This window comes from Streptomyces humidus, assembly GCF_014649655.1.
Classification (GTDB): Bacteria; Actinomycetota; Actinomycetes; order Streptomycetales; family Streptomycetaceae; genus Streptomyces; species Streptomyces humidus.
Map to the genome: position 1 here is coordinate 22,640 of NZ_BMTL01000026.1, position 24,964 is coordinate 47,603.

Genomic DNA, 24,964 nt, shown 5'->3' on the forward strand with positions numbered 1-24,964 from the left:
AGAAGGCGGGTCGGGAGGGTGGTTGCCCACGACGACGTGGGACTGGTCGTTCAGTCCGGGACGATGACCGCCCGGGTGGGCCCGGAGTGCGCCCATGCCTCTCCGGCGCGGCTGATGGGGTAGGCGGTGTACGGGGCCTGGAGGATGCCTTCGGCGATCGCACCGATCACCCGGGGGATCTGGGTGAGCAGGCGCTGAGTCGGCACCGAGCCAGCGCCACTTCCCGTGATCCGCATCCGGCGGCTGCGCAGCAGGGCGGCGGGCACGGACGCGTCGGCACCGCCGAGCGTGCCCACCTGGACGTAGGCGATGTCCGCGCTGTCCTCGCCGAATCCGTGCCGGGCCAGCGCGGCGAAGGCGGCCTCGGCGGTCGGTCCCCACACATAGTCCAGGACGAGCGAAGGGGCTTCGCCCGCGAGGGCGGTGATCAGGGCTTCCTGGGTCACCTCCCGGTTCGACCTGGCGATCGCGACGGTCTCCACACCGTCGGTGCCGAGCCCGTTCAGCGTCTCTCCCTTGACACCGGCGGCGAGCACGCGGGTGGCCCCCAGAGAGCGCGCCGCCCGCACGGCCATGCTCCCGGCCATGCCGGTGGCCCCGAGCACCAGCACCGTGCCCAGCCCGCCTTTCTCTTCGTGCCGGGCGGACAGCGGCAGCCAGCCCGACAGGCCGGGGTTGACGCCGGCGGCGACGGCGAGCGGGTCGGCGCCCGCGGGCAGTTCGAGCCCGAACGGGGTGGCCAATCGCTCGGCCATCGTGCCCCACGGCGCACTGCCCAGAGCGGTATAGACCAGGCGGCCGTCCGGCGTACGGGCCACCGCGTCGATGCCCGGCACCAGCGGGTACTGCCGCCCGCCGCCGTAGTGCTGGCCTGCGGCAAGCGCCCGCACGAGCTGGTGGACTCCGGCACCGACCAGACTCACCGGGTCGCGGTCCAGCACCGGTTCGGGTTCGGGGAAGTCCGCGCCCACCGGTGCGGTCTCGGGGTCGGTGACGACGACAGCGCGCATGGTGCCCTTCTTTTTTAACTAAGTTAAAAACCGGTTGCTGAGACACTGGATCAAGCTGAGGTAAGTTGTCAAGCATGGCGAAAGGGCTGAGCCGTGAGGGCATCGTGGCCGCGGCTCTGGAGGTGCTCGACGCCCAGGGCATCGACGGGGTGACGGTACGTGCGGTGGCGGCCCAGCTCGGGGTCAAGGCGCCCGCGCTGTACTACTACGTGCACAACAAGCAGGACCTGCTCGACGAGATGGGCACCGAGATCCAGCGTCGCGTCGTGGCCAGACTCCGGGGACGCGTGGCCACCGGTGACTGGCTCGACGACCTCGTCGCCTACGCGGGCGCCCTGCGTGCCGTATACCTGGAGCACCGCGACGGCGCCCGCACCTTCAGCGGCACACTGATCACAGACCCGGACGTTCTGAAGGCACAGGAACCCTGGCTGCGGCGCTGGGTCGCCGCGGGAGTCCCGCCCGCCGCCGTCTTCGACGCCACCGAGATGGTCACCGCATTCGTCGTCGGCTTCGTCATCGAGGAGCAGGAGCGGCTGCAGTCCTCCGCCGATCCCTCACGCTACTCGCCCGATGAGCGCGACCGGCGGCTCGGCTCCGAGGTCCCTTTCGTCTCCGCAGCCGGCCATGCCCGTCACGACAACCAGACACGCTTCGAACGCCAGCTCAAGACCGTGATCGCCGGGATCGACCGGCAACTCGGCTCTTGAACGGCGATCCGAAGCACGGTGGGGAACCCGAGTCATCGCCCGGGATCTTCGGGCAGCCCACCGGGCCACGACTCATGCGCGGGCTGGGCTCCAGCATCCACCCGGGCAACGTCGCCTACGACGCGTTCACCGAGGTCCACTGGGTTGCCCGCGCCGAAGCCGTCTGGACGTGCCGAGCCCTGGCCCGCAGCCACTACGCTTCCGGCGGCTGGAGCGTGGGGGCGGTCGCCCTGGTCACCGGCTGGGCCGCCCGCACCTGGCCCGCCGGAACCCACATCGCGGCGATCTTCCCCGATGGCCCCCACCGCTACCTCGACACCATCTACAACGACGCCTGGTCCTTCAGCTGCTGATGGTCGACCAGTTCGGCATCAATCTCGGCTTCTACATGCTCATGCCCTACCTCGCCGACCATCTCGCCCACGGTCTGGGCCTGGCAGCGTGGGCGGTCGGCCTGGTAATCGGGGTACGCAACCTCTCCCAGCAGGGCATGTTCTGGCTCGGCGGTGTGCACGGTGGCAGCCGCCGTGTTCGCGACTCTGGCAGTCGTGCAGGCCCGCGCTCTGCCCTCCCGCCGGCCCCTACCGCATCCGCAGCGTACGACCGGGTGGCGGGGCATCGCCGCGGACTGGCGGACGATTCTGCGCAACCGGCCGTTCGTGCTGTTCTCAGCGGCGATGGCCCGCTCCTACTTGTTGGCCTTCCAGACCTATCTCGCCCTGCCTCTGCAGGCCCGTACCCTCCTCGGCGACGGCAGCGGTATGGCGATGGGTGTGGTTCTTCGCCGTCTCCGCTCCGGTCGCGGTCGCCGGCCAGCTGCGGCTGACCGGCTGGGCCGGGAAACGCCTGGACGCGCTCAAGGCCATCGCGATCGGGCTCGCGGTCATGGGGGCGGCGTTCCTGACACTTCTGCCTGGACCTCACCGCCCCGCCGACGGGTTCGCCGCGACGCTCGGGCACGCCGGGCTGATGACGTGCGCGGCGCTGCCGGCCGCGGGCTGCGCCCTGCTGTACCCGTTCGAGATGGACACCCTCGTCCGGCTCTCGGGTGAGCGCCTGGTCGCCACGTACTACGGGGCCTACAGCACTGTCTCGGGCATCGCGGTGGCCGGCGGGAATCTCGCCGTGGGCGCTCTGTTCGACCTCGCCGCCCGCGCGCACCTTCCGTGGCTGCCCCGGACGGCGCTGACCGCACTCGGGATCGGGTGCGCCGCAGCCCCGACCGGGCTCCGCCGCACCGGGCATCTGCGACCCGCGACGGCCGCAGCAGCAGCGCCGGCTACGGCGTGAGACCGCTGGCCGGGCGTGTGCCTCATGCGTGCGGTGCGCGCCCGGTCAGCCGGTGGTCGGCCACGTCGAGGGCCTCGGTGACCAGACGGCGCAGGTGTCCGTCGGTCAGTGCATAGATCACCCGGCGGCCGTCCTTGCGGGTGGTGACCAGACCCGACATCCGCAGCCGGGCCAGATGCTGGCTCACCGCCGGCCGCGCCACGTCCACCACCTCGGTCAGCGATGTGACGTCCGCCTCACCTTTGGCCAGGGTGTGCAGCAGCGCGAGGCGGGTCCGGTCGGCCAGCAGGCCCAGGATCTCGGCCGCGACCCGGAAGTGCTCGACGCCCGGATCTCGCGGGTGCGAACCCTGCGCAGGTGAGAGGTACATGCGTGCGCTCATACGCACATAATAGGCGGGTGGGCGTCCCCGTCCACTCCTTGGCCTCTTGTCGAGAGCGAGTACACGGTGAGCCAGCACCACGGTCACAACGAGCCGAACAGCGGGCACGAACACGGGCCAGGCACCGGACATGGCCACGGTCACGAGCACGGGTCGAACGCCGGTCACGAGCACGAACATGAGCACGGTCATGGGCACGGCTCTACGCGCTGGTCGCGGATCCGCCACCAACTCTCACACCTGGTCACCCCGCACAGCCACGAGGCGATGGACAAAGTCGACTCGGTTATGGAGACCTCGAAAGAGGGCATGCGCACCCTGTGGCTATCGCTGGGCATCCTGGGCGCAACCACGGTGATCCAGGCGGCCGTCGTCGCCGTGTCGGGATCGGTGGCACTGCTGGGCGACACCATCCACAACGCCGCCGACGCCCTGACCGCAGTCCCCCTCGGGATCGCGTTCATGCTGGGCCGGCGGGCGGCGAACCGCCGCTACACCTACGGCTACGGCCGCGCCGAGGACCTGGCCGGCATCGCCATCGTCCTCACCATCACGGGCTCCTCCGCACTGGCCGCATACGAGGCCGTCGACCGGCTCCTCAACCCGCGTGACATCACCCACCTGTGGGCGGTCGCCGCCGCCGCGGTGGTCGGGTTCATCGGCAACGAGTGGGTGGCCCGCTACCGCATCCGCACCGGCCGCAAGATCGGCTCCGCCGCCCTGGTGGCCGACGGCCTGCACTCCCGCACCGACGGATTCACCTCCCTGGCCGTCCTGCTCGGAGCGGGCGGCGCGGCGCTGGGCTGGAGGGCCGCCGACCCGATCGTCGGCCTGCTGATCACGATCGCCATCCTGATGGTGCTGCGCGATGCAGCGCGCGAGGTCTACCGCCGGCTGATGGACTCCGTCGACCCCGCCCTGGTCGACACCGCCGAAGATGCGCTGCACGCCGTGGACGGCGTCCGCGGCGTCGGGCAGGTCCGCATGCGGTGGATCGGCCACGCCCTGCGCGCCGAGGCCGACATCGTCGTCGACCCCGACCTCACCGTGGTCCAGGCCCACGCCCTGGCCGTCGCAGCCGAGCACGCTCTGATCCACGCCGTACCGCGGCTGACCGCCGCCACCGTGCACACCGACCACACCACCCACGGCGCTGACCCGCACGCCACCCTGGCCCACCACGCGGGATGATCCGAGAAGGAAATATCGTGGTGGCCGCGGCCGCTTTGATACATCGGCGCCAGGTACCGGGCCGGGGTATGGTCGGGACGCTATCGACGACGAGGTCAGGCAGGAGTTCCTCGACCGGTTCGACGAGATCGCGGCGAGTACGACGACCGGCCTCGGCGGGTTCGAGAGCGTGGACGCCGGGCTCACGGCCGACCGGGCCGCCGAAGCCGTGAAGCGTATGTCCGAGGGCATCTGAGGGCCGGACGGCTCCGGCCTGGAGGCGATCATCGAGCGCTTCACCCGGCCCGTGCACCCGGTGCAGAAATCCACGTTCAAGCTGCCGACCGACGGCCGGGCCACCAGCGCGAGCGTAACGGCGCGCGTCGAGCGTGCCCGTGGGCCGCTGGAGCAGGCGATCCCAGCGTCGGCCGTATCGACCTGCGCAACCATGACCTGAAATGGGTCGGCACCGGCTGGATGGTGGGCCACCTACTCGTTGTGACGAACCGTCACGTCGCCGAGGAGTTCGCCCGGCAGACCGGAGCAAGTTCCGGCTCGGAGTGCGCCTTCAAACAGTCCTGGACGGGCAAGGTCGTACGGCCCAGCCTGGACCGGTACCAGGAGTACCAGCAGCCGGAGGAGTCCCGCTTGCGGGTCACCGAGGTCGTGTGGATCGAACCGGACCACAGGTATGACGTGGCGCTGCTGCGGATCGACCCAAACAGCGAGGACGGCGAGAATCCGCCGCCGCCATCGCGCTCGACGCTTCCGGGGCGCGCGTGAGCGGCTGGATCGCGGTGATCGGCTACCCCGGCACGACTCCCGCGCCGACCCGGCCGACCAGCAGCGCATCTTCGACGGCGTCTACAACTGCAAGCGGCTGGCCGCAGGACAGCTCACCGCAGTCGAGGGGCAGGATGTAGTCCACCACGACGCCACCACACTGGGCGGCAACTCCGGCTCCGCCGTGATCGACCTGGACTCCGGCAACGCGGTCGCCCTCCACTTCGGAGGCGCGGCGGGGCGCAGGACGCCGGCCTCGTTCCAGGCCGCCAGGCGCCGCCAGCATGTCATCCCCGAGCCGAAGCCCAGCTCCTGGTGCAGGTACTCCCACTGGATGCCGGTATGCAGGACGAACAGGATCCCGCACAGGGCCTGACGGTCCGGCATCCGACGCCTGCCCCCGACCAGCTTCGGCGCCGGCTCGGGCAGCAACGGCTCGATGAGTGAACAGAGTTCATCCGACACGATCCACGGTCGCGACTGGCGTTCCCCCACGACCAGACCAGCGAGCGGACAAGCCAACAGTCACATGATCAACAGCTTTCGTCAGAGCCAGTAAGTGACGTTTGCACGCCAGGACGCTTCCACGGCGCCTCCGCATTCTCTCGGAAACGCCCTTCGGGCGTGATCGCCGTGGCCGAGCGAGGGGCCGGAGGCCGCGGAAACCGGGCTGGACCGGCATCGGACGTACGGGAGGAACCGGTTGGCGAAACCGGTTGGGGAACTGGGCAGCCTCTGATGCTCTCGGCTGGCCGGTGGCTCCGCGGTATCGCTCGACGTGCCTGCCGTGCGCCTGTCCGGCGGTCGCGGCGAGACGGTGGTGGAAGCTGCTCAGAGGCCGATGAGCCCATTGCGTACCGCGTCGATGGCCGAGTGCGCGAACGCCGGACCGCTCAGGTTGCCGCTGCGTCGCCAGGCGAACGACAGCGGCACCCCGACGAGGCAGTGCCAGATCAGCAGGGACGGCACGAGGAGGGACAACGGCATCCCGTCCGCGACCGGCAGGTGCCACAGACCCCAGAGCGCGGACACCAGCAGCGCCGATCTCCGGCCCCGGCCCTCACCGGGGTGGTGGATGTGCGCGTCGAGAGCGCCGCGGAAGGCCACTTCCTCGATCACGAAGGTCGCCGGGAAGTAGATCGCCAGCCACTTCAGCACGCTGCCCGGCATCGCCGTGAGATCGAGGGAGGTGCCGGTGGCCAGGTGGACACCACCGAGGACAAGCAGATTGCCCACCACCCCGACGGCCGCGGGCAGCGCGGCGGACCGGAGCATGGCACGCACCGACGTCGAGCGCAGGGCGTACGCCGCGGCCGCCCCGCCGACGACCGCTGCGGCATACCACCCGGTGATCCACGGGCTCCCCCGGCCGGCCGCCTCCAGCCCCCAGGAGAGCGGGGCGAGGACGAGCAGGGTCGTCACCGCCACGTCACGACGGCCGAGCCCGGACCGCCGGACCGGACCCGCACCGCCGCCGCGGACCAGCAGCTCCCGCACCGGCCTCCGGCGCACCAGTGTCTGGAAGGCGATGGTGAGGGGGATCCCCATCAGGAGGTAGGCCTCGGCGCTGACGGGAAGCAGGTAGCCCAGGCCCACCCAGGCGGCGACGAAGCCGACCCCCTCGACGGTGCGCCGGAGGCGTGGGCGTTCGGCGACGACGACGCTCCGGTCGTGGGACACGATGCGGGTGCTGGACATTCTGAGCCTCCTCTGCGCGGATCGCCCGGCCTGCGGATCTGGACGGTGGATCAGTGCAGGTGCACGCCGGCGGTGGCGCGGGTCGCGGGCATCCGGACCAGGGCGAGGACGGCGACCGCCACGGCGATCACGGCGGCGCCCAGGAGACCGCGGGAGAACCCGTGCACAGCACCGTCGGCGGTGGCGAGGGAACCGGCGGTGCCTGCGACCGCGGACAGGACGGCGACGCCGAGGGCGGCGCCGATCTCGTGGCCGGTCATCAGGAACCCGGACGCCACGCCGGCGTGCGTGTCGGGGATCCCCGACATGGAGGTGACCGACACGGGGACGAAGACCATGCCGACGCCCAGGCCCAGTCCGGCCAGACCGGGCAGCAGGTCCACGGCGTACTGGGAGCCGGCGGAGGCCGTGGAGAGCAGGGCAGAAGCCCCGGCCACGAGCACCATCCCGGCGGCGGCGAGCACGCGCGGGGTCACGTGGGCCAGGAGGTGACGGGCCACGACCGTGCCGGCCGTGATGGCCAGGGCGAAGGGCAGGAAGGCCAGGCCGGTCCGCAGGGCGGAGAAGCCCATCACGGTCTGCATGAAGATCGACGCCAGGAAGACGGTCCCGACCAGGATCCCGGTGACGCCGAGCATCACCGTGGTGCCGGAGACCAGGGGGCGCAGCTTCCAGACGTGCGGCGGGAAGAGGGGCCTGGCGGCACGCTGCTCGACTATGAGGAACGTGACCAGCAGCACCGCCGACGCCCCCAGGCCGGCCAGCGTCCGGACCGACCACCAGCCGTACGTGCCGGTGTTTCCCAAGGTGTGAACGAGCGCGGCGAGCCCGGCGATCACCGTCGCGGCCCCCGGGACGTCGAAGGCCGAGCGCGCGGGAACCGTGGTCTTCTCCCGGGCGATGACGCGTCGTCCGACGAACAGGGCGACGAGGCCGACAGGACCGTTGACCCAGAAGACGAACTGCCAGCTCGTCCACGTCGTGATGGCCCCGCCGACGAGGACACCCGCGGCGACGCCGAGGCTGCCGACGGCCCCCCATAGCGCGAGTGCGGCCCTGCGCTGGGCACCTGAATAGGTGGTGGTGATCAGCGACAGCGCCGACGGGGTCAGCAGTGCGGCGCTCAGGCCCTGGACCGCACGGGCGACGACCAGCTGCGTGCCGGTCTCGGCGAACCCACTGACCAGCGAGGCGGCGGTGAACAGGCCTAGGCCGGTGAGGAAGACGCCTCGCCGGGACAGCAGGTCGCTGACGCGGCCGCCGAGCAGCAGACCGCCTCCCGACATCATCAGGTACGCCGTGACCAGCCACTGCAGATCGCCGCCGGCCAGGTGCAGCGACTGACCGATCGTCGGCAGGGCGGTGTTGACGACGGAGATGTCGAGGACGACGAGGATCTGGGCGGCGAGCGCGACGGCGAGCAGGGCCCAGGGTCTGCGGGGACCCTCGTCCTCCTGGTGCTCGACCGGGTGGCCGTGGTGGGCGGGTGCGTGGGACATCACATGCTCCTCGGGCTGAGTGCAGGGTGGTCGGTGCGAGGTGGTCGGTGCGAGGTGGTGGGTGCAGGGTGGTGAGTGGTGGGTTCAGGAGGCCGACACGGGCATGCCGTCGCTCACGGACCGGGCGACAGCGGTGATGGCGGCCACCGAGGCATCCGAGCCGTGCGGGTCCTCGACCAGGCCGGCGTGGGAGGAGCGGACGTCGCGGTGGACGCTGTCGCCGGACAGGGCCGCGAGCCGGTCCTGGGCTGCGGACCAGCCCTCGGTGCCGAGGCTCTCGGACGCGGTGAGCACCACCAGCGGGCGGGCGTCCAGCGTGGTGAGCGACTGCGACTGCTCGAAGACGCGGGGGACCATCGAGATCTCGTCGCGGCCGTTGCGCTGCGCGCGGACGGTCGAGCCCATGGCCTCCACCAGGTCACCCTCGGCGCCGGGCAGGTGCGAGCCGGGGCCGGTCACCGGGCCCAGTCCGACTCTGGCGAGCGTGGGCAGGAGGGACAGGCCACGCTTCATCAGCGCGTACTGCGCGGGGTAGGCCGGCATGTCGGCGAACTGGCGCGGGCTGGAGCTGTCGAGGAGCACCATGCCGGCGACGTCCCCGGGGTACCGCGCGGCATACGTCAACGCGTACGGGCCTCCGGTGGAGTGCCCGACGAGCACATAGGGTCCGTGCTCACCGGCCGCGGCGAGCAGGGTGTGCAGGTCGGCCGCCGCGGTGACGCCGTCCTGGGGCTCGTCGGCGTCGTCGCTCCAGCCCTGGCCCGCACGATCGTAGGCGCACACCCGGGTGGTGTCGCCGACCTGGTCGGCGATCCGGGCCCAGGAGGCGGAGAACTCGCCCAAGCCGTTGAAGAGGACGACCGTCGGTCCGTCCGCGCCTCGGCAGTCGATGTGCAGTCGGTGGTCGTCCACCGCGAAGGTCCTGCCCGGAGCCGGGTGGTCGTGCCGGAGCAGGGGCGAGGTGACGTCCTGCACCAGGGCTCCGGCGGCGGTCGCGGCCAGGGTGACGAACACCGGTGCCAGCAGCAGACGTGCCCGCATCGGCAGGGACCGACGGGCCTGGACGAACATCCAGGCCACCAGGGCCAGCATGAGCGGGGGCCATACCCAGTTCAGCACCGAGAGGGCGGAGTCGTCCGGAGCGAAGGCGACGAGACCCGCTCCGGTGGCCGACATGGCGACCGCGGGGACACGCGCCCAGCGCTGCGGTCGGCGGGTCCTGCGGACCGAGACGAAAGCGAGCGCGCCCCAGCCGGCACCGAAGCCGCACAGCAGCGAACCGGTGACGACCGCCTCAGTGGCTCCGGGGAAGACCAGCATGGTCAGGACCAGAGCGCTCACGGCTCCTGCGAGCAGTGAACCGAGGACGACGCGGGTGACGGGCCAGGCACCCGTACTGCGGTGCGGCTCCGTTTCACGGCTGGGGTCGGTGTGGACGGTCATGGCGGTCTCGCTCTCGCAGTGGGGTGCCGGTGACGGCGTGGTGCACTGCGTCCGAGCGTGGCGCCGATATCGAGCGCTCGCCCCGGTCAGATGGCCAGGATCGGTGTCAGGCCAGGTCGATCCGGGCGAGCTCGCCCCGGGAGGTGACCTGGGCCTTGGCGAAGACGTTCCGGAGATGGAAGGCGACAGTGCGGGGAGAGATCCAGCACTGGGCCGCGACGTCCTTGTTGGACAGGCCGGTGCTCACCAGTCGCGCGATCTGCAGCTCCGTCGGGGTGAGCTTGACCGGTGTGGCGGGGTCGCGTCTGCGCGCGGTCTCCCCGGAGGCACGAAGTTCCTGGTCGGCCCGTGCGGCCAGGGACTCGGCGCGCAGGTCCTGGAAGGTCTCGACGGCCCGGCGCAGGTGCTGCCGGGCGTCGACCCGCCGCTGGACGCGGCGCAGCCACTCCCCGTAGGCCAGTCGGGCCCGCGCCGCGTCGAGCGGTCGGCCGGCGTCCGCGTGGTGGGCCAAGGACTGTCTGAAGAGCGCGTCGGCCTCGGCGCGGTCCGCTGTGAGCGCACGGCCGAAGGCCACGGCGGCGAGCGCCCACGGCCTGCCGGTGGCGTCGGCGAAGCGTGCCAGTTCGTCGGTCCAGCCACGAGCGGCGGTCATGTCCCCGGCGCGCGCCGCCGCCTCGATGCGTTCCGCGGCCGACATCCGCGCGAGGACCGGCAACCGGAACCGTGCGAGGTGGTGCAACGCTCCGGCACTGTCGCCGGAACCGGCCGCGCGAAGTCCCCTGGCCCAGCGGGTCAGGTCGTGGACGGGGTCGGTCAGGATCCCGAGGGGGTACGCGGCGGCCAGTTCCTGGAGGCGTGCGAGGTGGTCGTCGTGGTCGTCCCGGTCCTGCAGGGCCGCGAGCACGGCCAGCCAGGCGAGGGGCGGAGCCGTCATGGCCGGCTGGCCGATGCTCCGGCCCAGGGAGACGGCCTCCTCGGCGCTGTTGCGCACCGCGACGAGGTCGCCGGCCAGGTACTGGCCGAAGCAGAGCCGCTGCAGGCAGTAGACCACCGCCGTCACCGCGCCGGCCTCCCGCGCCCGCGAGAGCGCGTAGCCGTAGAAGTGCTGTTGCGCCCGGTCGTCGCCCAGCTGGAGGGCCGCGTTGGCGAGGTTCCACAGCACGTCCCGGTCGTCGACCCGGTCGCCGATTTCCAGCGCACGGTCCAGGGCGGTCGTGGCGGCGTGCCACTGGCCCTCGGCCACCCGCGTCATCGCGACCAGCATGTGCCGCAGGCACAGCGTCCGCGGCGCGTCGTCGGCGACGGGCACGACCAGGGCGTCGGTGGCCGGTAGCGGCGTACCGCTGTCGGCGCCGAAGGTACGCATGACGGCGGCGGCGACCCCGATGTCCAGGGCCCTGGCCGGGTCGACCGGGTGGACGGCCTGGGCGGCCTCCACGAAGATCCGGTGCGCCTCGGACGCCGAACCCAGGTTGACCTCGATGTGGCCACGCAGACGTGCGACGTCGGCCAGCAGCAGGGGGTCGTCCGTCGTCTCGCGCGCCTTCGAGAGCAGTGCCTGCGCCTGGCCGGCCCGGCCGCAGGCCCAGGCGCTGCGGGCCGCGGCGAAGGTGAGTGCGGTGCGCTTCGCCGGGTCGTCGCACAGTGCCGCGGCGCGTTCGTACGCCGCGAGCGCCGCGACGTGCCCGCCCCGTCGCTGAGCCCGGGTGCCGGCGAGCTCCAGGGCGGCCACCACCTCCGGGTCGGGTCCCTCGGCGGCGGAGGCACGGTGCCAGGCCTCACGGTCGGGGTCGCCGTGGCCGGACAGGGCACGTGCGAGGGCCCGGTGGGCCTGCCGTCGCTGGGCTCCGGTCGCGGCCTGGTAGACCGCCGAGCGGACCAGGGGGTGACGGAGCGACAGCGCCGCAGGGCTCTCGACGAGCAGTCCCGCGTCCAGCGCTGCCTGCAGATCGGTGTCGTCGAGGCCCAGGGTGGCTGCGGCCCGCCGCACCACGTCGGGTTCGCCGCTGTCGTCCGCCGCCACGAGGAGCAGCATCGTCTGCGCGGTCGGCGGCAGGCGGCGGCTGCGGTCGAGGAAGATCCGCTCGACGCGAGAGGTCAGGTGGAGCTGCGAGGGCAGGGTCTCCAAGCCGCTGAGCTGGTCCCGTGTCAGCTCGGCGGGGAGCTCCAGCAGCGCCAGGGGGTTGCCGCGGGTCTCGGCGACGAGCCGCTCCACGACCTCGGGCCCGGTCGCGGCGCCGAAGCGTGCCTGGAGCAGGGCGCGGGATGCGGCGGGGTCGAGTCCGGTCAGGACCAGCTCGCGCAGACCTTGCGGGTCGAAGGTCCCCCAGGCGTCGTCCCGGGCTGCGAGGACGAGGGCCACACGGTCCGCGCCCAGCCGGTGGGCACAGAAGAGAAGTGCCCCGGCCGTGGCGGCGTCCAGCCAGTGCGCGTCGTCCACGACACACAGCACCGGTCTCTCCTCCGCCGCGGTGGTGAGGATCGCCAGCGTCGCCACCCCCACCAGGAACGGCTCGACCGACGCGCCCTCCTCCTCGCCGAACGCGACGCGCAGGGCCCGGGCCTGCGGTTCGGGCAGTCCGCCGCGGAGCCGGGTGACGGGACGCAGCAGCCGGTGCAGCGCCGCGAACGCCAGCGGCGCCTCGGCCTCCAGGCCCCGGGTGCGCAGCAAGGTGACGTCGCCGGCACCCGCCACGAGTTCGTCGAGCAGCGCCGACTTGCCGACGCCGGGCTCCCCACGGAGGACCAGCGTCCCCGCTGTCCCGCCGCGCGCCCCCTCGACAAGCGCGCCCAGGAGCTGCCGCTCAGGCTCGCGACCGACCATCACGCCACGAAACATACACCTGGCCCGCGCGCCGCGGTCCGGGAGCGAACCCCGGCCGTTTGACCGGGGCGACCGGGGCCGTGTGCGGTGAGGATTCATTCCATGAACGACGACCACGACCATGTGAACGGCGACCCGGCACCGGGCGGCGGACGGCGGCGCCGGATCGGGATCCTGCTCTTCGACGGGGTCGAGGAGCTGGACGCCGTCGGCCCCTGGGAGGTGCTGTCCGCCTGGACGCGGCAGCACCCCGAGGACGGCTGGGACGCCTTCTGCCTCTCGTCCGACGGCCGGCCCGTCCGGGGCGCCAAGACCCTGGTGCTCGGCGCGCACCACTCGATCGACGACGCGCCGGCCATGGACGTCCTGGTCCACCCCGGTGGACCGGGCACCAGGCCGATGCTGCACGACCGGGGCCACCTCGACTGGGTCCGCCGGCAGCGCGCCTCGGTTCCCCTGATGACGTCGGTCTGCACCGGCAGCCTGGTCTACGCGGCAGCCGGTTTGCTGGTCGGCCGCAGGGCGACCACGCACTGGGCCTCGCTCAACACGCTCTCCGAGCTGGACCCCACGGTCGTCACCGACGTCAGCTCGCGATTCGTCGACGACGGCGACCTGATCACCAGCGCCGGGGTCAGCGCCGGCATCGACATGGCGCTGCACCTCGTGGCCCGGCTCACCGACGTCGAGCGCTCCCGGAAGGTCCGCCGCGAGATCCAGTACGACCCCCTGCCCCCGTTCTGACGAGCACTCCGACAAGCAAGGAGACCTGTGATGTCGTCCCCCTCCCACCGCACCATGCGCGCGATCGTCCAGCATCGCTACGGCACCGCCGAGGTCCTGGAGGTCGGCCGTGTCCCGCGTCCGGCGGTCGGCGAGCACGATGTGCTCGTCGAGGTCCGCGCGGCCGGTCTGGACCGTGGCACCGAGCATCTGATCAACGGCAGGCCCTACGCCATGCGGCTGGCGTTCGGCATGACGCGCCCGAGGAACCCCGTCCCCGGCCGCGACGTGGCCGGCACCGTCGTCGAGGTCGGCGCGGCGGTCACACGGTTCGCCGTCGGTGACGAGGTCTACGGTGTCGCCCCGGGATCGTTCGCCGAGTACGCGGTCGCCCGGGAGTCCCGGCTCGCCCTCAAGCCCGCCAGTCTCTCGTTCACCCAGGCTGCCGTCGTCCCCGTGTCGGGTGCGACCGCGCTGCGGGCACTCGTCGACGTCGGGCGGGTCCGGGCCGGCCAGTCCGTCCTGGTGATCGGTGCCTCCGGCGGCGTCGGGAGCTACGCCGTCCAGCTCGCGAAGGCGTTCGAGGCGGAGGTCATCGGCGTCTGCAGCGCCGCGAAGGCGGACCTGGTCACGTCGCTCGGAGCCGACCGCGTCATCGACTACGCCCGGGAAGACTTCGCGGACGGATCCCGCCGGTACGACCTCGTCCTCGACATCGCGGGCAACCCCTCACTGAGGCGGCTGCGGCGAGCTCTTCGGCCCCGAGGGACCGCCGTGTTCGTCGGGGGCGAGGACGCCGGTGCGCTCATCGGCATGGGAAGGCAGCTGCGGGGTGTGCTGCTCTCCGTCTTCCTCAGGCAGCGCCTCGCGCTGCTGGTCGCCGAGGAACGCGCCGCCGACTACGACCGGCTCACCGGATTGATCGAGGCCGGCCGGCTCGTCCCCAGCATCGACCGGGTATATCCGCTCGAGGACGCGCCGCTCGCCGTGCGGGAGCTCGCGGCGGGGAGCGTCCGCGGCAAGATCGCCATCATCGTGGACCGGTGACAGGACCGGTGACAGGACCGGTGACAGGCCCCGCGCAGCGGTCCGACCGCCGCACGGGCACGGACACGGATCGGCCGATCCGGAAGACGCACCACCGTTCGATCGGTACGGCGCCCCGGACCAACCCCCGCGCCGCACCCCTCGGGAGAGCACCCCGAGCGTGCGGTGCGAACGGGAGCCCCGGCCCCGGCGGGTCGGCAGGCTCGGCAGCGGCTCACGCCCGGCCGGCGACGGTGCCTCCCTGGCCGAGGCGGTTCACGAGTCAGTCTCCGTCACCGCCGCGGCCCTTGGGCCGGGCCCGCACATGCATGCGTTCGCCCTGTCGGCCCAGCACGGACAGCACCTCGCACGGCGCCTCGCCGGTGGTGCCGAACCAGTGCGGCACCCGGGTGTCGAACTCGGCGACCTCGCTCGGGCCGAGGACGAGGTCGTGGTCACCGATGACGATGCGCAGCTTCCCGGAGATGACGTAGAGCCATTCGTAGCCCTCGTGCGTCTTCAGTTCGACCTTGTTCTTCGTCGTGGGTATGACGATCTTCCACACCTGGACGGCGCCCGGCTGGCGCGTCAGGGGAATGACGGTACGGCCGTGGACCTGGTGCGCCTTAAGCCGCACCCGGGGGTCGCCCACCTCCGGTGCCCCGACGAGTTCGTCCAGCGGCACGCCGTACACGTGCGCCAGGGGCAGCAGCAGTTCCAGGTTCGGTTTGCGCTGGCCGGTCTCCAGCCGCGACAGAGTGCTCTTCGAGATGCCCGTCGCGCCGGCCAGCTCCGCGAGGCTGATGTCGCGCTGCGCGCGGATCCGCTTCAGCCGCGGTCCCACCTCGCCGAGTGCGGCGGTGATGCGTTCGTTCCGGTCGTCCATGTCCCCCAGCGAACCGCGCGCGTCCCGGTTCCGGCAACAAATGTCGCTGCTCACGAGAAGGCGGTCGCATGCTCCCAGGCATGAACACCTACGACATCGCAGTCATCGGCGGCGGAGCCGCCGGTCTCTCCGCGGCCCTGGTCCTGGCCCGCGCACGCCGAGAGGTCGTCGTCATCGACGACGGCCGGCCCCGCAACGCCCCGGCCACGCACATGCAGGGCTTCCTCTCCCGCGACGGCATGCCGCCGGCCGGCCTCCTCGCGGTCGGACGGGCCGAGGTGGCCGGTTACGGCGGAGAGTTCGTCGACCAGACGGTCAGCGGCCTCATGCGGTCGCCGAACGGAACGTTCGGAGTCCTCCTCAAGGACGGCGGCACCCTGCTCGCCCGACGGGTGCTGGTCACCACCGGCCTGAGCGACCGGCTCCCCGACATCGCGGGCGTGGTCGAGCGGTGGGGACGCGATCTGCTGCACTGTCCCTACTGCCACGGCCACGAGGTCCGTGACCAGCCCCTCGGCGTCCTCGGAGGGACCCCGGGTGCCGTCCAGCACGCGCTCCTGATCCGGCAGTGGAGTCCGGACGTCGTCTTCTTCGCCCACACCACCGAGCTCACCGATTCCGACCGCGAACGGCTCACCGCCCGCGCCATCGGCATCGTCGAGGGCGAGGTGGACCGCCTGGTCGTCGAGGACGACCGGCTCTGCGCGGTGGAGCTCGTCGACGGCCGCCGCGTCCCGCGCACCGCGGTGTTCGTGCGGCCCGAGTTCGTCGGCAACAACGCCCTCGTCCGCGGCCTCGGCGCCCGGACCGACGACGCCGGATGGCCGCTCGTCGACGCCGGCGGCCTCACCTCGGTGCCCGGCCTCTGGGCGGCCGGCAACGCCGTGAACCCGCGGGCGCAGGTCATCACCGCCGCGGGCGAGGGCTCCGCCGCCGCGATCGCGATGAACAACGACCTCGCCGAGGAGGACGTGCGGGACGCCGTCGAGGCGTTCCGCACGGTCCGGCCCACCTGATCCGGCAACGCGGACCACTGACTCGTCCCCCAACGCGGCCCACCTGATCCGACAACGTCCGCCACCCACGATCCGAACGAGAGGCACCACCATGTCCGACAAGAACACCCCCCGGGTCGGACCGCCGACCAAGCACCAGCTCGCGCTGATGATCTGGCTCTGCGTCTTCCCCACCCTGGCTCTGCTCAACGTGACGCTCGCCGGCTGGCTGAGCCCCATGTCCACGCTGCTGCGCACCTTCGTGCTCGCCACCATCGCCGTCCCGATCGTCATCTACGGCCTCATGCCGCAACTGCACAAGATCCGCGTCAGAGTCCTGTCCGCACGGAGCACGTCATGAGCAAAGATCGCCGCGTCGCCCTCCTCGGCGGCATCGCCTACCTGATCACCTTCGCGGCCTCGATCCCGGCACTGCCGCTGCTGGAACCCGTCACCGACCACGCCGACTACGTACTGGGCGCCGGCCAGGACACCCAGGTCGTCCTCGGCGGCGTCATGGAACTGGTCACCGCCTTCGCCTGTGTCGCCACCGCCCTCGCCCTCTACCCGGTGACCCGTCGGGTCAGCAGGACCGCGGCGCTCGGGTTCGTCTCCTCCCGCCTGGTCGAAGCCGGTCTCATCCTCGTCGGCGTCGTCAGCGTCCTGTCGGTCGTCACCCTCCGTCAGGACCTCGGCGGCGGCACCGGCGCACCGGCCGGCCTGACCACCGTCGCCCAAGCCCTGGTCGACGTACGCGACTGGACGTTCCTCTTCGGCCCCGGAATCATGCCCGCCGTCAACGCCCTGTTCCTCGGAACCGTGCTGTACCGGGCCGGCCTGGTCCCCCGCTCGCTTCCCGTCCTCGGACTCATCGGTGCGCCTCTTCTCGTCGCCAAGAGCATGGTGGTCGCCTTCGGCGGCATGGACGACCTCTCCGTCGTCAGCCTGCTGCTCACCCTCCCCATCGCGGCCTGGGAGTTCGGGCTCGGCCTCTGGCTGACGTTCAAGGGCTTCCGTCCCTCGCCCGTCCTGAGCCGTGACAGCGCACCGGCGTGAAGCCGGGCTTCCGGCCCCGGCGCCTCCTCCCCCGCGCGAAGCGAACCAACGAACGCGTCCAGCTGGGGTGGGTGTCGGACGGTGCCGGCCGGCTGGCGGGCGGCAGCGCCTGCGGCACGCGAGATGACGTCGGTCAGCGGGGCGTGTGATGCGGTGGCCGCCGACGGGAGCGTACGGGCCTACCGTCCCGTTCGGTGGCCGCCGTGCCGGCTACGGCGTCGAACCCGACCACGCTGCCGTGCTTGCCGTCCCCCGCCTCGCTGCCCGGCACGCCGCCGACCAGACCCGCGACGACCGCCCGGCCTACGGGTGAGCGGGCCGGGCGGGATGCCGAGGTGCTCGTGCAGCCGCGTCCGGGAACGGGCCGGGCCCGGCAGCATATGAAGCGGCGCCGACAGCGCCGTCCCGCGCACCGGCGACACCGCTGGCGGAGGGGTGGCACAGCCTCAGGTTCTTCGGGGAGCGGGGGCTGACGACGCTGGGGGATCGCGCCGGGTGATTAGGGTGCGGCCGATCCGCTGGAGTTCTTCGTCGTGGTCGATGCTCTGGAATCTGCCGCCGCGCCGGGGCAGGGCCAGTTGCTCGCGGAGCAGGGGCAGGGCCGGCGCCGCAAGGGGGGGCCCATGCGGTCCAGGCAGGCCACGACGTGGTTGGCCGTCGCAGGGTTCTTGGCCATGGCCTGCAGCAGGGCGTCCAGGACGGCCGGTGCCTCGGTCTCACCGTCGATCTCCCACAGTGCGGCGGCGCAACGCACCCGAACCCATTCGTAGTGGTGTGCCAGGAGGCCTCGCAGGCGCGGCAGTGCGACGGAGGCGGGCGGGCCTATCTCGCCGAGCAGATCAGCCGCGTCACTGATGCAGAAGGTGATCGGGTCGTCGAGGAGGCCGAGCAGGAGCGGCATGACCTAGGTCAGGTTTTCGCCGGCGGCCCATAGCGCGGCGACGGCGGCGGACCGTACGTGTGCGTCGGCGGCGGTGGTCAGCGAGCGGATCGTGTCCAGCGCTTCGGCTGCCGCCGGGCCGAACGCCCCCAGTGCCTTCAGGGCCGATTGCGTGACGCCGTGCTGCTCATGGCGCACCGCGGCGCCGAGCGTGTCCACCACCGCAGGAACCGCGGCCGGGTCGCCCAGCGCGGCCAGGGCGGCCAGGATCGCGTCGGCGCTCATCTCGGTCCACTGCTGCCGGAGCCCCCGGTCGGCGGCGTGCGTCAGGCCTTGGTGTGGGTGCTGGTGAGGTCGGTGTCGCGGCGGCTTGTGGAGGTTGCTGCCCGGAGCGCTGCCGGGGCGGGTGAGGAAGGGGCAGGATGCACTGGCCTGCTACCGGCCGTGGGGGACGTCGCTGAGCCGCTGCGGCGCAGCCGTGCCCGGCCCGGCCCGGCCCGGGTAGCGTGGAAGCATGACCAGGGGCGGACGGCAGCGGCGGGACGGATCCTCCAAGCGCGTGCAGCTCACCAGCGGGGACCGCGGTGGGCCAAAGGACAAGAAGACGCCGCGCCGTCCTCGAGCCCGCCTGAGGCGGTCCGCAGGACGCCCGTCCGGGTGAAGCGCTCTTCTCCGCCCTGCCGCTCCAGAGGGGCTGGCCACTGCAACCAGGGGTGGCTTCAACGGTTTCCGGCCAGAAGTGGCCCCGGCTTCCGGGCAAAGTCGGCCCCCGGCTCACAGCCGGCTCATCGCAGTAGAGGGTGTAGCCGGGGTCTGTCGGTTTTCGAGATCGCTGGCACGGATTTCAGGCTCGGCTGCACTCCTGTCCGAGCGCGACGAGACGTGCGCCGCGGAACGAGCTATGCACCCTCGTTGTCACCACGCAGGGAATGGATCATCCTCTGCAGGATCCGGAACGCGTCTGACTGCTCGGTCTCGGTCAGGCCGGCCAGCATTCTGGCCTCGACGGACCGGACGGCTGCGCTCGCCTTCTCGAGGCTTCGTCGGCCGCGAGGCGTGAGCCGCGTGGGGAGCACCTTCCCGACGGGTGGCTGCGCAGGCCTGGTCACGTAGCCGTCTCGTTCCAGGGCCTGGAGCAGCACGTTCATCGTCTGTCGTGTCACGAACGCGCCCCGCGCGAGCTCGGAGTTCGACAGGCCCGGTCGTTGCGCGAGCAGTTCGAGGCAGGAGTAGTGCGTCACGCTCATCCCGAGCGGCCGCAGCACTTCCTCCATGGCCGCGCGCAGGGCGCTCGACGACTCTTTCAGCAGGTAGCCCAGTGACGTCTCCAGGTCGACGCCGACACCTTCTTGACTCATGTCAGCATTCTGACATACGTTGATGGATGTCAGAAAACTGACACGAAAAGAAGGAGTGTCATCATGCCCGCCACCGGCCCCGACTTCATCTCGCTCCAAGTGCGCGACCTCGACGCTTCGCAGGCGTTCTACGAGCAGCACCTGGGCCTCGTCCGCTCGTCGGCCGGACCTCCGCACGCCGTCGTCTTCGAGACGAAGCCGATCGCGTTCGCACTCCGCGACGTCATTCCCGGCACGGACCTCGCATCCGTCGCTCAGCCCGGCATAGGCGCCGCGATCTGGCTCCACGCCACCGACGTCCAGGCCATTCACGACACGCTCGTCGCCGACGGTCACACCATCGTCTCCTCACCGATCGACGGCCCCTTCGGCCGGACCTTCACCTTCGCCGACCCCGACGGCTACCACGTCACACTCCACGACCGCGCCTGATCGACCGAACGACACCAGACGATCAGGCTCGGCCCGTGCTCGCTCGCCATGACCGCTTGCGCGGTTGTTGCTGCTCGGCCTTCGTGCGGGCGAGTCGGCAGGACTCTGTGCCGGTTTCGATGACGGTGCCGTTGAAGGTGAGTCGGTCGACGATGCCCGCGCAGAGCCAGGGGTCGGTGAAGGTCTTGGTCCAGCCTCCGAACGATGCGTTCGAGGCGATCGCAACACAGTTCTTCTCCTCCCTTTCGGTCAGAACCTGGAACAGCATCTCGGCGCCTCGGCGGTCCAGTTCGAGGTAGCCCAGTTCATCGATGCAGAGCAGGTCGACGCGTCCGTAGCGGGCGATGGTCTTGGTCAGCCGCTTCTCGTCGGCGGCCTCGACGAGTTCGTTGACGAGCTTCGCGGCGAGCACGTAGCGGACGCGGAAGCCGGCCGCGCGGATCCGGCGTTCGGACCGTCGGCGGTCGCGGTCCTCGCACTCGGCCATGAGCAGTTCGGCGAGGAAGCCGCGGTAGGACAGGTGCTCGCGCTCGGCGCGGGCGACGGTGTCGGCGAACCGAGCCCGCATGGTCGGCAGACGCAGGACCCGGCAGGCGGTGTCCACCACCGTCGCCGTAGCGGGCCGTCAGTGACCGTCACGCGGGCTCCATCACCCAACAGGCCGAGCAGATCGGGTCGGTCGCATAGACGACACGCGTCGGCGTCAGCCTCGACACGTCGACGGGGACCGCCGTCGCGGGGGCGGTGGTGGCCGTGGTGTCCACCGCGCAGACACCTGTCTCGATGTCGCACAGGCCAGGATTCGCGTCCATCGTTCACTTCTTCTCGGCGCGTCCAGCACCTGGAGAGAACCCGCGGCCGGCGTTCCGTCAGCACCTTCCATGAGTGACCCACGTCACATGGACCGCGGAGAGGTGCATGCCGCGCGCCGGCCCGTGGCGAGGGTACCCGGGGCTCTGTGAGCCCACGGTCCGCCACGGGCCGACCGGCTCCGGCTACCGCCCGGGCGCCGACCCGACCGGCGCCCGGCCGTGGCCGGGGTCCGCCGGAACGGTGGTGGACGGTCTCAGGACGCTGGTCCTCAGGAGCGGGTACAGCACCAGGACCATGGCGAGCGAGATAAGGAAGCCCAGCTGGGTCACGTCGGTCTCCTGCAGCGCCCCGCCGGCGCCGGCGGCGGCCAGGACAGAGATGACGCCCGCCCAGTTGACGGCCTCCAGCTGGTCGGCCTCGGCCTTGCGGCCCCGCCTGACGATGAAGAAGTCGGCGACGATCACCCCGGCGAGAGCCATGGTGGTGACGCCGAGGATCCCCAGGTAGCTGTTGATCAGCCCGAGGATGTCGCCCGCCACCATGACCAGACCGATGACGTTTCCGACGACGACCATCACGACCCGGCCGACGGTGCGTCCGGTCAGGCTGTTGAACAGGTTAGACAGGGCCAGCGAACCGCTGTAGGTGTTCAGGACCTGCGCCTTGGCCTGGGCCACGTACATCAGCAGGAACCCGACGAAGCCGGCCAGCACCACGAAGTACGCGCCCGAGTTGTTGTTCACCATCCATGCGACCTTGTCGGCGATGCCGGCGCCCTGCTGGGTCGCGGCCGTGGCGGGGTGGGCGGTGAGGTAGTCGCCGACCACGCTGGAGCCCGCGTGGATGATGATGGTGCCCAGCACCACGACGAGCACGTCGATCATGATCGCGCCGCCGACGGCGAGGATGCCCACGTCCCGGCCGGACTTCGCGTAGCGGGCGAAGTCGGCGTCCACGAGAGCGAGCGCGCCGGCCGATCCGGCGAGGATCGACAGCACGGCGGTGAACCGTTCCCCCTGTCCGCCGTAGCCGGGCACGACGGGGCCGGCCGACATCAGCTGGGAGAGGCTGGTGTCGGACTTCGCCAGCGCGAGTCCGGCCATCACCACCGTGAGGACCACGAAGGCGACGAGCAGCACCATCGACGTGCGCTGGACGACCTTGAGGCCGAAGGCCGTCAGGGCGATCCACGCCAGCGTCAGCACGCCGTAGATGACGATGGCGTTGGCTGTGGTGGGCGACCAGCCGAACATGAACAGGGTGCCGTAGTAGAGGAGCGCGTTCTCCAGGGCCAGGAAGCCCAGGATCATGAACGCGAAGATCAGCGAGGCGATCGCAGAGCCGCGCAGTCCCAGCCCGTAGAACCGGGCGGTGACCGTGCTCGACGTGCCGGACCGGTAGGCGACATGACCGACCAGCCAGCCGAGAATCCCGCCGAAGACGGCGACGAGCACGCCGGCCAGGATGCCGTAGCCGACCCCCGCGATCAGGGTGACGCCGCCGCCGATGGCCAGCTGAACCAGGGTGGAGGCAATGCCCGCGGTGTTGGTCATGAGTCCCCAGCCCGAGCGTCGCTCGTCATCCGGGACCGCGGTCAGAGCGTGATCCTCCATCTGAGCCCGAACGCCGCCCTCGGAACCGGGCTGGGCACCTTCGTCAATGGGACCGTGCATGAATGATGGCCTTTCCCTGGTGTGCCACCGGATTTTCGCCGAAACGTACATGCGGCGAAACAAGGCCAGCTATCCCGTGCACGCCGAGCGCTATCCAATCTGCGCTGGACGGCGAGTTCATTGCGATTCAGATTCGAAAGTTCTTGACTCCTGACCTTTCCCGAATGTGTGCTTGCCTCACTCACGGAACTGCCCTGGAAGGGAAGCTCATGGCATCTCAGCCGAGCGTTTTCTCGCACGTCGGGACGACGGTCACGGATCTGCCGCGCGCCATCGAGTGGTACCAGGAGGTGATGGGTCTCTATCTGCTCCGCGGGCCGCTGGAGGTGGTCGAGGACGGCACTCCGCTGGCCGTCGCGGCGGCGCAGATCTACGGCGTGGGATTCCAGCGGTTCCGGTTCGCCCACCTGTGCGGCGCCGACGGGCTCGGGGTCGAGCTGTTCCAGTTCGACAGTCCGCCGACGACCCCGCGGGAGAATTCCTTCGAGTTCTGGCGCACGGGCCTCAACCACTTCGCGGTGACCACCCGGGACATCGACGCGCTGGCGGACCGGATCGCCGGGAACGGCGGTCGGCGGCGGTCACCGACCGTGGTGATCGACGCGGACAAGGGCTACTCCATCGCCTACTGCGAGGACCCATGGGGCACGGTCATCGAGGTGTGCTCGCATCCCTACGCGCAGATATGGGCGTAGGACCGGATCCGGATCAGCCCCGCGGTCCGGCGCCCGCCTCGCCCGGCGCCCTGCGCAGGGTCGCGGACGGGGTCTCGCCGAACCGTCTGCCGTACTCCATCGAGAAACGGCCCATGTGCAGGAACCCCCAGCGGACGGCCACCGAGGTGACGGTGGCCGTCTCCGGGTCGGCTTCCAGGAGCGCGGCGTGGGCGCCCCGCAGCCTGGTCTCGCGCAGCTGCTCGGTCGGGCTGCAGCCGACGTACCGGCGAAAGCCGTCCTGCAGCACCCGGACGCTGACGTGCACCTCGGCCGCGATGTCCGCCACCGTCAGCGGTTCCGCCGCGCGGGCCTCGATGATCTCCCTGGCCCGGCGGATCGCCTGCGGCGGGACCGGCTGCTCACCGCGGTGCAGTGCCTCGCTGTGCGTGTTCGGCTGGCCCAAGAGCAGGTGCGTCATGAACAGCTCCTCCATCCGGGCCAGGGTGAGGGGCTCGTTCAGCATCCCTCCGCCGTTCTCGATCTCGCCGCGCAGCAGCATCACCAGGTTCAGCAGGCTGCGCCCGGCCGGGGTGTCCAGCGGCAGTCCGAGCGCGAAGGACAGCGGCCGGTGGACGGGCCGGTTGAGCGTCCGGCACAGATGGGATTCGAGGGGCTTGCGGCCCACGCGGACGATGAACTGGGGGCTGCCCGCCGAGCGCCGTGTCTCTATCGGCCGGGCGGGGGACAGCACGACCGCCGTGTTGCGGTCGGCCGTGACGCACTGCCCGCCGGAGCTGATCTCGGAGACTCCGCCCAGCGGGATCTCCACCAGATAGAAGTCGCCGAGTTCGCCGGGGGCCACCCGTACGTCGGTGCCGTAGTCCAGATAGTGCAGCCCAAGTCCGCCGATCTGGACGGCCTGGTAGCGGGCGTCGAGACGGCTCCTGGGATGCTCCAGGGTCAGTTCGTGCGGGCAGAACGCCTGCGCCACCACGGCTCTGGTCTCTTCCAGATCGCAGCTGTGCAGCTGCGGGTGGCGGGCCAGCGGGAGCAGCACCCCGGTCACGGCGCACCTCCGAGGACGGCGTCGCCGATGGAGCCGAGGCCCGCACCGGCGACAGGGATGACGGAGCAGCGGCAGCACTGCCTCTGCATAGGGTAGAACCCGGGAGCACCACGGGGAACTGCGGTCCGCGCGCTCGCGCCGCGTCACCGCCGGGTGGCCCTGTGTCGGGCATCACATGCAACGAATGCGGGCCGGCGGTGTCTCTCTTCCCGCCGGCCCGGCTCGCGACGGCGACCGTACAGCAGTGAGGAACGAACATGCACGCGCCCATCCCCCCGCCTTCTCCAGGCCGACTTTCCCAGCGACGGCCCCTTCGGGGAGCGGATGGCGACCGCGTACCGCGACCTGGCCGAGAGCATCAACGACGAGCCGGGGATGATCTGGAAGATCTGGACCGAGAACAGCAAGACCAGCGCGGCCGGCGGCGTCTACCTCTTCGCGTCCGAAGCCGACGCCCGGGCGTACCTCACCAAGCACACCGCGCGGCTCCAGGAGTGGGGCATCACCGGGAACGGCAGCCGGATCTTCGAGGTCAACGGGCCGCTCTCGGCGGTCAACGGGGCTCCGCTGCGCCGCGCCTGAGGCGGCGCG

At 71.4% G+C, this 24,964-nt stretch carries 25 protein-coding genes and 3 pseudogenes; 13 read left to right on the top strand and 15 right to left on the bottom strand.

All coding sequences use genetic code 11. From position 1 onward, the window contains the following. Positions 1-50: 50 nt before the first annotated feature. Positions 51-1,010 (bottom strand): zinc-binding alcohol dehydrogenase family protein, encoded by a 960-nt coding sequence (locus IE239_RS27695; protein WP_190152133.1) that lies wholly within the window; start codon positions 1,008-1,010, stop codon positions 51-53. Between the two features lie 74 nt (positions 1,011-1,084). Here IE239_RS27695 and IE239_RS27700 point away from each other — a divergent pair, with 74 nt between their 5' ends. The 3 genes and pseudogenes from IE239_RS27700 to IE239_RS27710 all read left to right on the top strand — a co-directional run bounded on the left by IE239_RS27700 (position 1,085) and on the right by IE239_RS27710 (position 3,010). Beyond that, positions 1,085-1,720, top strand: coding sequence for a TetR/AcrR family transcriptional regulator C-terminal domain-containing protein (locus tag IE239_RS27700; protein WP_190152134.1), 636 nt, complete (start codon positions 1,085-1,087; stop codon positions 1,718-1,720). 44 nt (positions 1,721-1,764) lie between these two features. Further along, a pseudogene (locus IE239_RS27705) lies at positions 1,765-2,052 on the top strand (pyridoxal-5'-phosphate-dependent protein subunit beta); the annotation flags it as partial. Positions 2,053-2,072: 20 nt separating this feature from the next. Beyond that, positions 2,073-3,010 (top strand): annotated as a pseudogene (locus tag IE239_RS27710) (MFS transporter). Positions 3,011-3,032: 22 nt separating this feature from the next. On the opposite strand, the gene IE239_RS27715 reads toward IE239_RS27710, so the two are convergent. Beyond that, positions 3,033-3,392: an ArsR/SmtB family transcription factor gene (locus tag IE239_RS27715; protein WP_190152135.1), complete on the bottom strand. Its 360-nt coding sequence runs from the start codon at positions 3,390-3,392 to the stop codon at positions 3,033-3,035. A 219-nt stretch (positions 3,393-3,611) separates the two neighbouring features. Between IE239_RS27715 and IE239_RS27720 the strand changes: the two genes are divergently transcribed. Beyond that, a complete protein-coding gene (locus IE239_RS27720; protein ID WP_190152236.1) occupies positions 3,612-4,583 on the top strand; it encodes a cation diffusion facilitator family transporter in 972 nt (323 codons plus the stop codon). A 456-nt stretch (positions 4,584-5,039) separates the two neighbouring features. After that, complete coding sequence (locus tag IE239_RS27725; RefSeq protein ID WP_268254535.1) at positions 5,040-5,345, top strand: hypothetical protein; 306 nt, start codon at positions 5,040-5,042, stop codon at positions 5,343-5,345. A 246-nt stretch (positions 5,346-5,591) separates the two neighbouring features. Here IE239_RS27725 and IE239_RS42415 read toward each other — a convergent pair. From IE239_RS42415 to IE239_RS27750, 5 genes and pseudogenes are all read right to left on the bottom strand, one after another. Next, positions 5,592-5,813 (bottom strand): annotated as a pseudogene (locus tag IE239_RS42415) (transposase); the annotation flags it as partial. 363 nt (positions 5,814-6,176) lie between these two features. Further along, positions 6,177-7,043: a CPBP family intramembrane glutamic endopeptidase gene (locus tag IE239_RS27735; protein WP_190152138.1), complete on the bottom strand. Its 867-nt coding sequence runs from the start codon at positions 7,041-7,043 to the stop codon at positions 6,177-6,179. Positions 7,044-7,093: 50 nt separating this feature from the next. Next, positions 7,094-8,542 carry an MFS transporter gene (locus tag IE239_RS27740; protein WP_190152139.1) on the bottom strand — a complete coding sequence of 483 codons (1,449 nt, stop codon included), beginning with the start codon at positions 8,540-8,542 and terminating at the stop codon, positions 7,094-7,096. A gap of 84 nt (positions 8,543-8,626) precedes the next feature. Beyond that, positions 8,627-9,985: an alpha/beta fold hydrolase gene (locus tag IE239_RS27745; RefSeq protein WP_190152140.1), complete on the bottom strand. Its 1,359-nt coding sequence runs from the start codon at positions 9,983-9,985 to the stop codon at positions 8,627-8,629. A 106-nt stretch (positions 9,986-10,091) separates the two neighbouring features. Further along, positions 10,092-12,809 (bottom strand): helix-turn-helix transcriptional regulator, encoded by a 2,718-nt coding sequence (locus tag IE239_RS27750; RefSeq protein WP_229878359.1) that lies wholly within the window; start codon positions 12,807-12,809, stop codon positions 10,092-10,094. 102 nt (positions 12,810-12,911) lie between these two features. Here IE239_RS27750 and IE239_RS27755 point away from each other — a divergent pair, with 102 nt between their 5' ends. Together IE239_RS27755 and IE239_RS27760 are read left to right on the top strand one after the other, a co-directional pair. Continuing rightward, a complete protein-coding gene (locus tag IE239_RS27755) occupies positions 12,912-13,553 on the top strand; it encodes a DJ-1/PfpI family protein (protein ID WP_190152142.1) in 642 nt (213 codons plus the stop codon). 30 nt (positions 13,554-13,583) lie between these two features. Continuing rightward, positions 13,584-14,579 carry an NAD(P)-dependent alcohol dehydrogenase gene (locus IE239_RS27760; RefSeq protein ID WP_229878349.1) on the top strand — a complete coding sequence of 332 codons (996 nt, stop codon included), beginning with the start codon at positions 13,584-13,586 and terminating at the stop codon, positions 14,577-14,579. A gap of 262 nt (positions 14,580-14,841) precedes the next feature. Here the strand turns inward: IE239_RS27760 and IE239_RS27765 are convergent, their stop codons facing one another. Beyond that, the gene (locus IE239_RS27765; RefSeq protein ID WP_190152143.1) at positions 14,842-15,444 is read right to left on the bottom strand and encodes a helix-turn-helix domain-containing protein; all 603 of its coding nucleotides are present in this window, start codon (positions 15,442-15,444) and stop codon (positions 14,842-14,844) included. Between the two features lie 80 nt (positions 15,445-15,524). Here IE239_RS27765 and IE239_RS27770 point away from each other — a divergent pair, with 80 nt between their 5' ends. From IE239_RS27770 to IE239_RS27780, 3 genes are all read left to right on the top strand, one after another. Further along, entirely contained in the window at positions 15,525-16,460 is a 936-nt protein-coding gene (locus IE239_RS27770; RefSeq protein WP_190152144.1) for an NAD(P)/FAD-dependent oxidoreductase, read from the top strand. A 91-nt stretch (positions 16,461-16,551) separates the two neighbouring features. After that, the gene (locus IE239_RS27775; RefSeq protein WP_190152145.1) at positions 16,552-16,800 is read left to right on the top strand and encodes a putative antibiotic biosynthesis monooxygenase; all 249 of its coding nucleotides are present in this window, start codon (positions 16,552-16,554) and stop codon (positions 16,798-16,800) included. Next, on the top strand, positions 16,797-17,495 hold the full coding sequence (locus IE239_RS27780) for a DUF4386 domain-containing protein (RefSeq protein ID WP_190152146.1): 699 nt from the start codon (positions 16,797-16,799) through the stop codon (positions 17,493-17,495). The genes IE239_RS27775 and IE239_RS27780 overlap by 4 nt, the downstream gene beginning before the upstream one ends. Positions 17,496-17,994: 499 nt before the next feature. Here IE239_RS27780 and IE239_RS27785 read toward each other — a convergent pair whose 3' ends face one another. From IE239_RS27785 to IE239_RS27795, 3 genes are all read right to left on the bottom strand, one after another. Next, positions 17,995-18,396 (bottom strand): HEAT repeat domain-containing protein, encoded by a 402-nt coding sequence (locus IE239_RS27785; protein ID WP_190152147.1) that lies wholly within the window; start codon positions 18,394-18,396, stop codon positions 17,995-17,997. Between the two features lie 3 nt (positions 18,397-18,399). Further along, the gene (locus tag IE239_RS27790; RefSeq protein ID WP_190152148.1) at positions 18,400-18,660 is read right to left on the bottom strand and encodes a HEAT repeat domain-containing protein; all 261 of its coding nucleotides are present in this window, start codon (positions 18,658-18,660) and stop codon (positions 18,400-18,402) included. A 614-nt stretch (positions 18,661-19,274) separates the two neighbouring features. Beyond that, a complete protein-coding gene (locus tag IE239_RS27795) occupies positions 19,275-19,733 on the bottom strand; it encodes a MarR family winged helix-turn-helix transcriptional regulator (protein WP_190152149.1) in 459 nt (152 codons plus the stop codon). Positions 19,734-19,796: 63 nt separating this feature from the next. Here IE239_RS27795 and IE239_RS27800 point away from each other — a divergent pair, with 63 nt between their 5' ends. Beyond that, positions 19,797-20,165: a VOC family protein gene (locus IE239_RS27800; protein ID WP_190152150.1), complete on the top strand. Its 369-nt coding sequence runs from the start codon at positions 19,797-19,799 to the stop codon at positions 20,163-20,165. Between the two features lie 22 nt (positions 20,166-20,187). Here IE239_RS27800 and IE239_RS27805 read toward each other — a convergent pair whose 3' ends face one another. From IE239_RS27805 to IE239_RS27815, 3 genes are all read right to left on the bottom strand, one after another. Beyond that, entirely contained in the window at positions 20,188-20,772 is a 585-nt protein-coding gene (locus IE239_RS27805) for an ATP-binding protein (protein ID WP_190152151.1), read from the bottom strand. Positions 20,773-20,800: 28 nt separating this feature from the next. Further along, entirely contained in the window at positions 20,801-20,977 is a 177-nt protein-coding gene (locus IE239_RS27810) for a hypothetical protein (protein ID WP_190152152.1), read from the bottom strand. A 183-nt stretch (positions 20,978-21,160) separates the two neighbouring features. After that, positions 21,161-22,531: a cytosine permease gene (locus tag IE239_RS27815; protein ID WP_229878350.1), complete on the bottom strand. Its 1,371-nt coding sequence runs from the start codon at positions 22,529-22,531 to the stop codon at positions 21,161-21,163. 329 nt (positions 22,532-22,860) lie between these two features. Here IE239_RS27815 and IE239_RS27820 point away from each other — a divergent pair, with 329 nt between their 5' ends. Further along, on the top strand, positions 22,861-23,346 hold the full coding sequence (locus IE239_RS27820; RefSeq protein WP_190152154.1) for a VOC family protein: 486 nt from the start codon (positions 22,861-22,863) through the stop codon (positions 23,344-23,346). A 13-nt stretch (positions 23,347-23,359) separates the two neighbouring features. Here IE239_RS27820 and IE239_RS27825 read toward each other — a convergent pair whose 3' ends face one another. Next, the gene (locus IE239_RS27825) at positions 23,360-24,373 is read right to left on the bottom strand and encodes an AraC family transcriptional regulator (protein ID WP_190152155.1); all 1,014 of its coding nucleotides are present in this window, start codon (positions 24,371-24,373) and stop codon (positions 23,360-23,362) included. A gap of 153 nt (positions 24,374-24,526) precedes the next feature. On the opposite strand from IE239_RS27825, the gene IE239_RS43020 reads away from it, so the two are divergent. Then, complete coding sequence (locus tag IE239_RS43020) at positions 24,527-24,955, top strand: monooxygenase (protein ID WP_268254536.1); 429 nt, start codon at positions 24,527-24,529, stop codon at positions 24,953-24,955. Positions 24,956-24,964: the final 9 nt, after the last annotated feature.

What these genes read in the sequence shown, in the direction of transcription:
- IE239_RS27790 (WP_190152148.1), bottom strand. Translation starts at nt 18,660, where the DNA reads ATGAGCGCCGACGCGATCCTGGCCGCCCTGGCCGCGCTGGGCGACCCG.
- IE239_RS27750 (WP_229878359.1), bottom strand. Translation starts at nt 12,809, where the DNA reads ATGGTCGGTCGCGAGCCTGAGCGGCAGCTCCTGGGCGCGCTTGTCGAG.
- IE239_RS27740 (WP_190152139.1), bottom strand. Translation starts at nt 8,542, where the DNA reads ATGTCCCACGCACCCGCCCACCACGGCCACCCGGTCGAGCACCAGGAG.
- IE239_RS27735 (WP_190152138.1), bottom strand. Translation starts at nt 7,043, where the DNA reads ATGTCCAGCACCCGCATCGTGTCCCACGACCGGAGCGTCGTCGTCGCC.
- IE239_RS27780 (WP_190152146.1), top strand. Translation starts at nt 16,797, where the DNA reads ATGAGCAAAGATCGCCGCGTCGCCCTCCTCGGCGGCATCGCCTACCTG.
- IE239_RS27820 (WP_190152154.1), top strand. Translation starts at nt 22,861, where the DNA reads ATGGCATCTCAGCCGAGCGTTTTCTCGCACGTCGGGACGACGGTCACG.
- IE239_RS27815 (WP_229878350.1), bottom strand. Translation starts at nt 22,531, where the DNA reads ATGACCAACACCGCGGGCATTGCCTCCACCCTGGTTCAGCTGGCCATC.
- IE239_RS27745 (WP_190152140.1), bottom strand. Translation starts at nt 9,985, where the DNA reads ATGACCGTCCACACCGACCCCAGCCGTGAAACGGAGCCGCACCGCAGT.
- IE239_RS27755 (WP_190152142.1), top strand. Translation starts at nt 12,912, where the DNA reads ATGAACGACGACCACGACCATGTGAACGGCGACCCGGCACCGGGCGGC.
- IE239_RS27700 (WP_190152134.1), top strand. Translation starts at nt 1,085, where the DNA reads ATGGCGAAAGGGCTGAGCCGTGAGGGCATCGTGGCCGCGGCTCTGGAG.
- IE239_RS27725 (WP_268254535.1), top strand. Translation starts at nt 5,040, where the DNA reads ATGGTGGGCCACCTACTCGTTGTGACGAACCGTCACGTCGCCGAGGAG.
- IE239_RS27800 (WP_190152150.1), top strand. Translation starts at nt 19,797, where the DNA reads ATGCCCGCCACCGGCCCCGACTTCATCTCGCTCCAAGTGCGCGACCTC.
- IE239_RS27775 (WP_190152145.1), top strand. Translation starts at nt 16,552, where the DNA reads ATGTCCGACAAGAACACCCCCCGGGTCGGACCGCCGACCAAGCACCAG.
- IE239_RS27760 (WP_229878349.1), top strand. Translation starts at nt 13,584, where the DNA reads ATGTCGTCCCCCTCCCACCGCACCATGCGCGCGATCGTCCAGCATCGC.
- IE239_RS27795 (WP_190152149.1), bottom strand. Translation starts at nt 19,733, where the DNA reads ATGAGTCAAGAAGGTGTCGGCGTCGACCTGGAGACGTCACTGGGCTAC.
- IE239_RS27785 (WP_190152147.1), bottom strand. Translation starts at nt 18,396, where the DNA reads ATGCCGCTCCTGCTCGGCCTCCTCGACGACCCGATCACCTTCTGCATC.
- IE239_RS27765 (WP_190152143.1), bottom strand. Translation starts at nt 15,444, where the DNA reads ATGGACGACCGGAACGAACGCATCACCGCCGCACTCGGCGAGGTGGGA.
- IE239_RS27810 (WP_190152152.1), bottom strand. Translation starts at nt 20,977, where the DNA reads ATGGACGCGAATCCTGGCCTGTGCGACATCGAGACAGGTGTCTGCGCG.
- IE239_RS27695 (WP_190152133.1), bottom strand. Translation starts at nt 1,010, where the DNA reads ATGCGCGCTGTCGTCGTCACCGACCCCGAGACCGCACCGGTGGGCGCG.
- IE239_RS27715 (WP_190152135.1), bottom strand. Translation starts at nt 3,392, where the DNA reads ATGAGCGCACGCATGTACCTCTCACCTGCGCAGGGTTCGCACCCGCGA.
- IE239_RS27770 (WP_190152144.1), top strand. Translation starts at nt 15,525, where the DNA reads ATGAACACCTACGACATCGCAGTCATCGGCGGCGGAGCCGCCGGTCTC.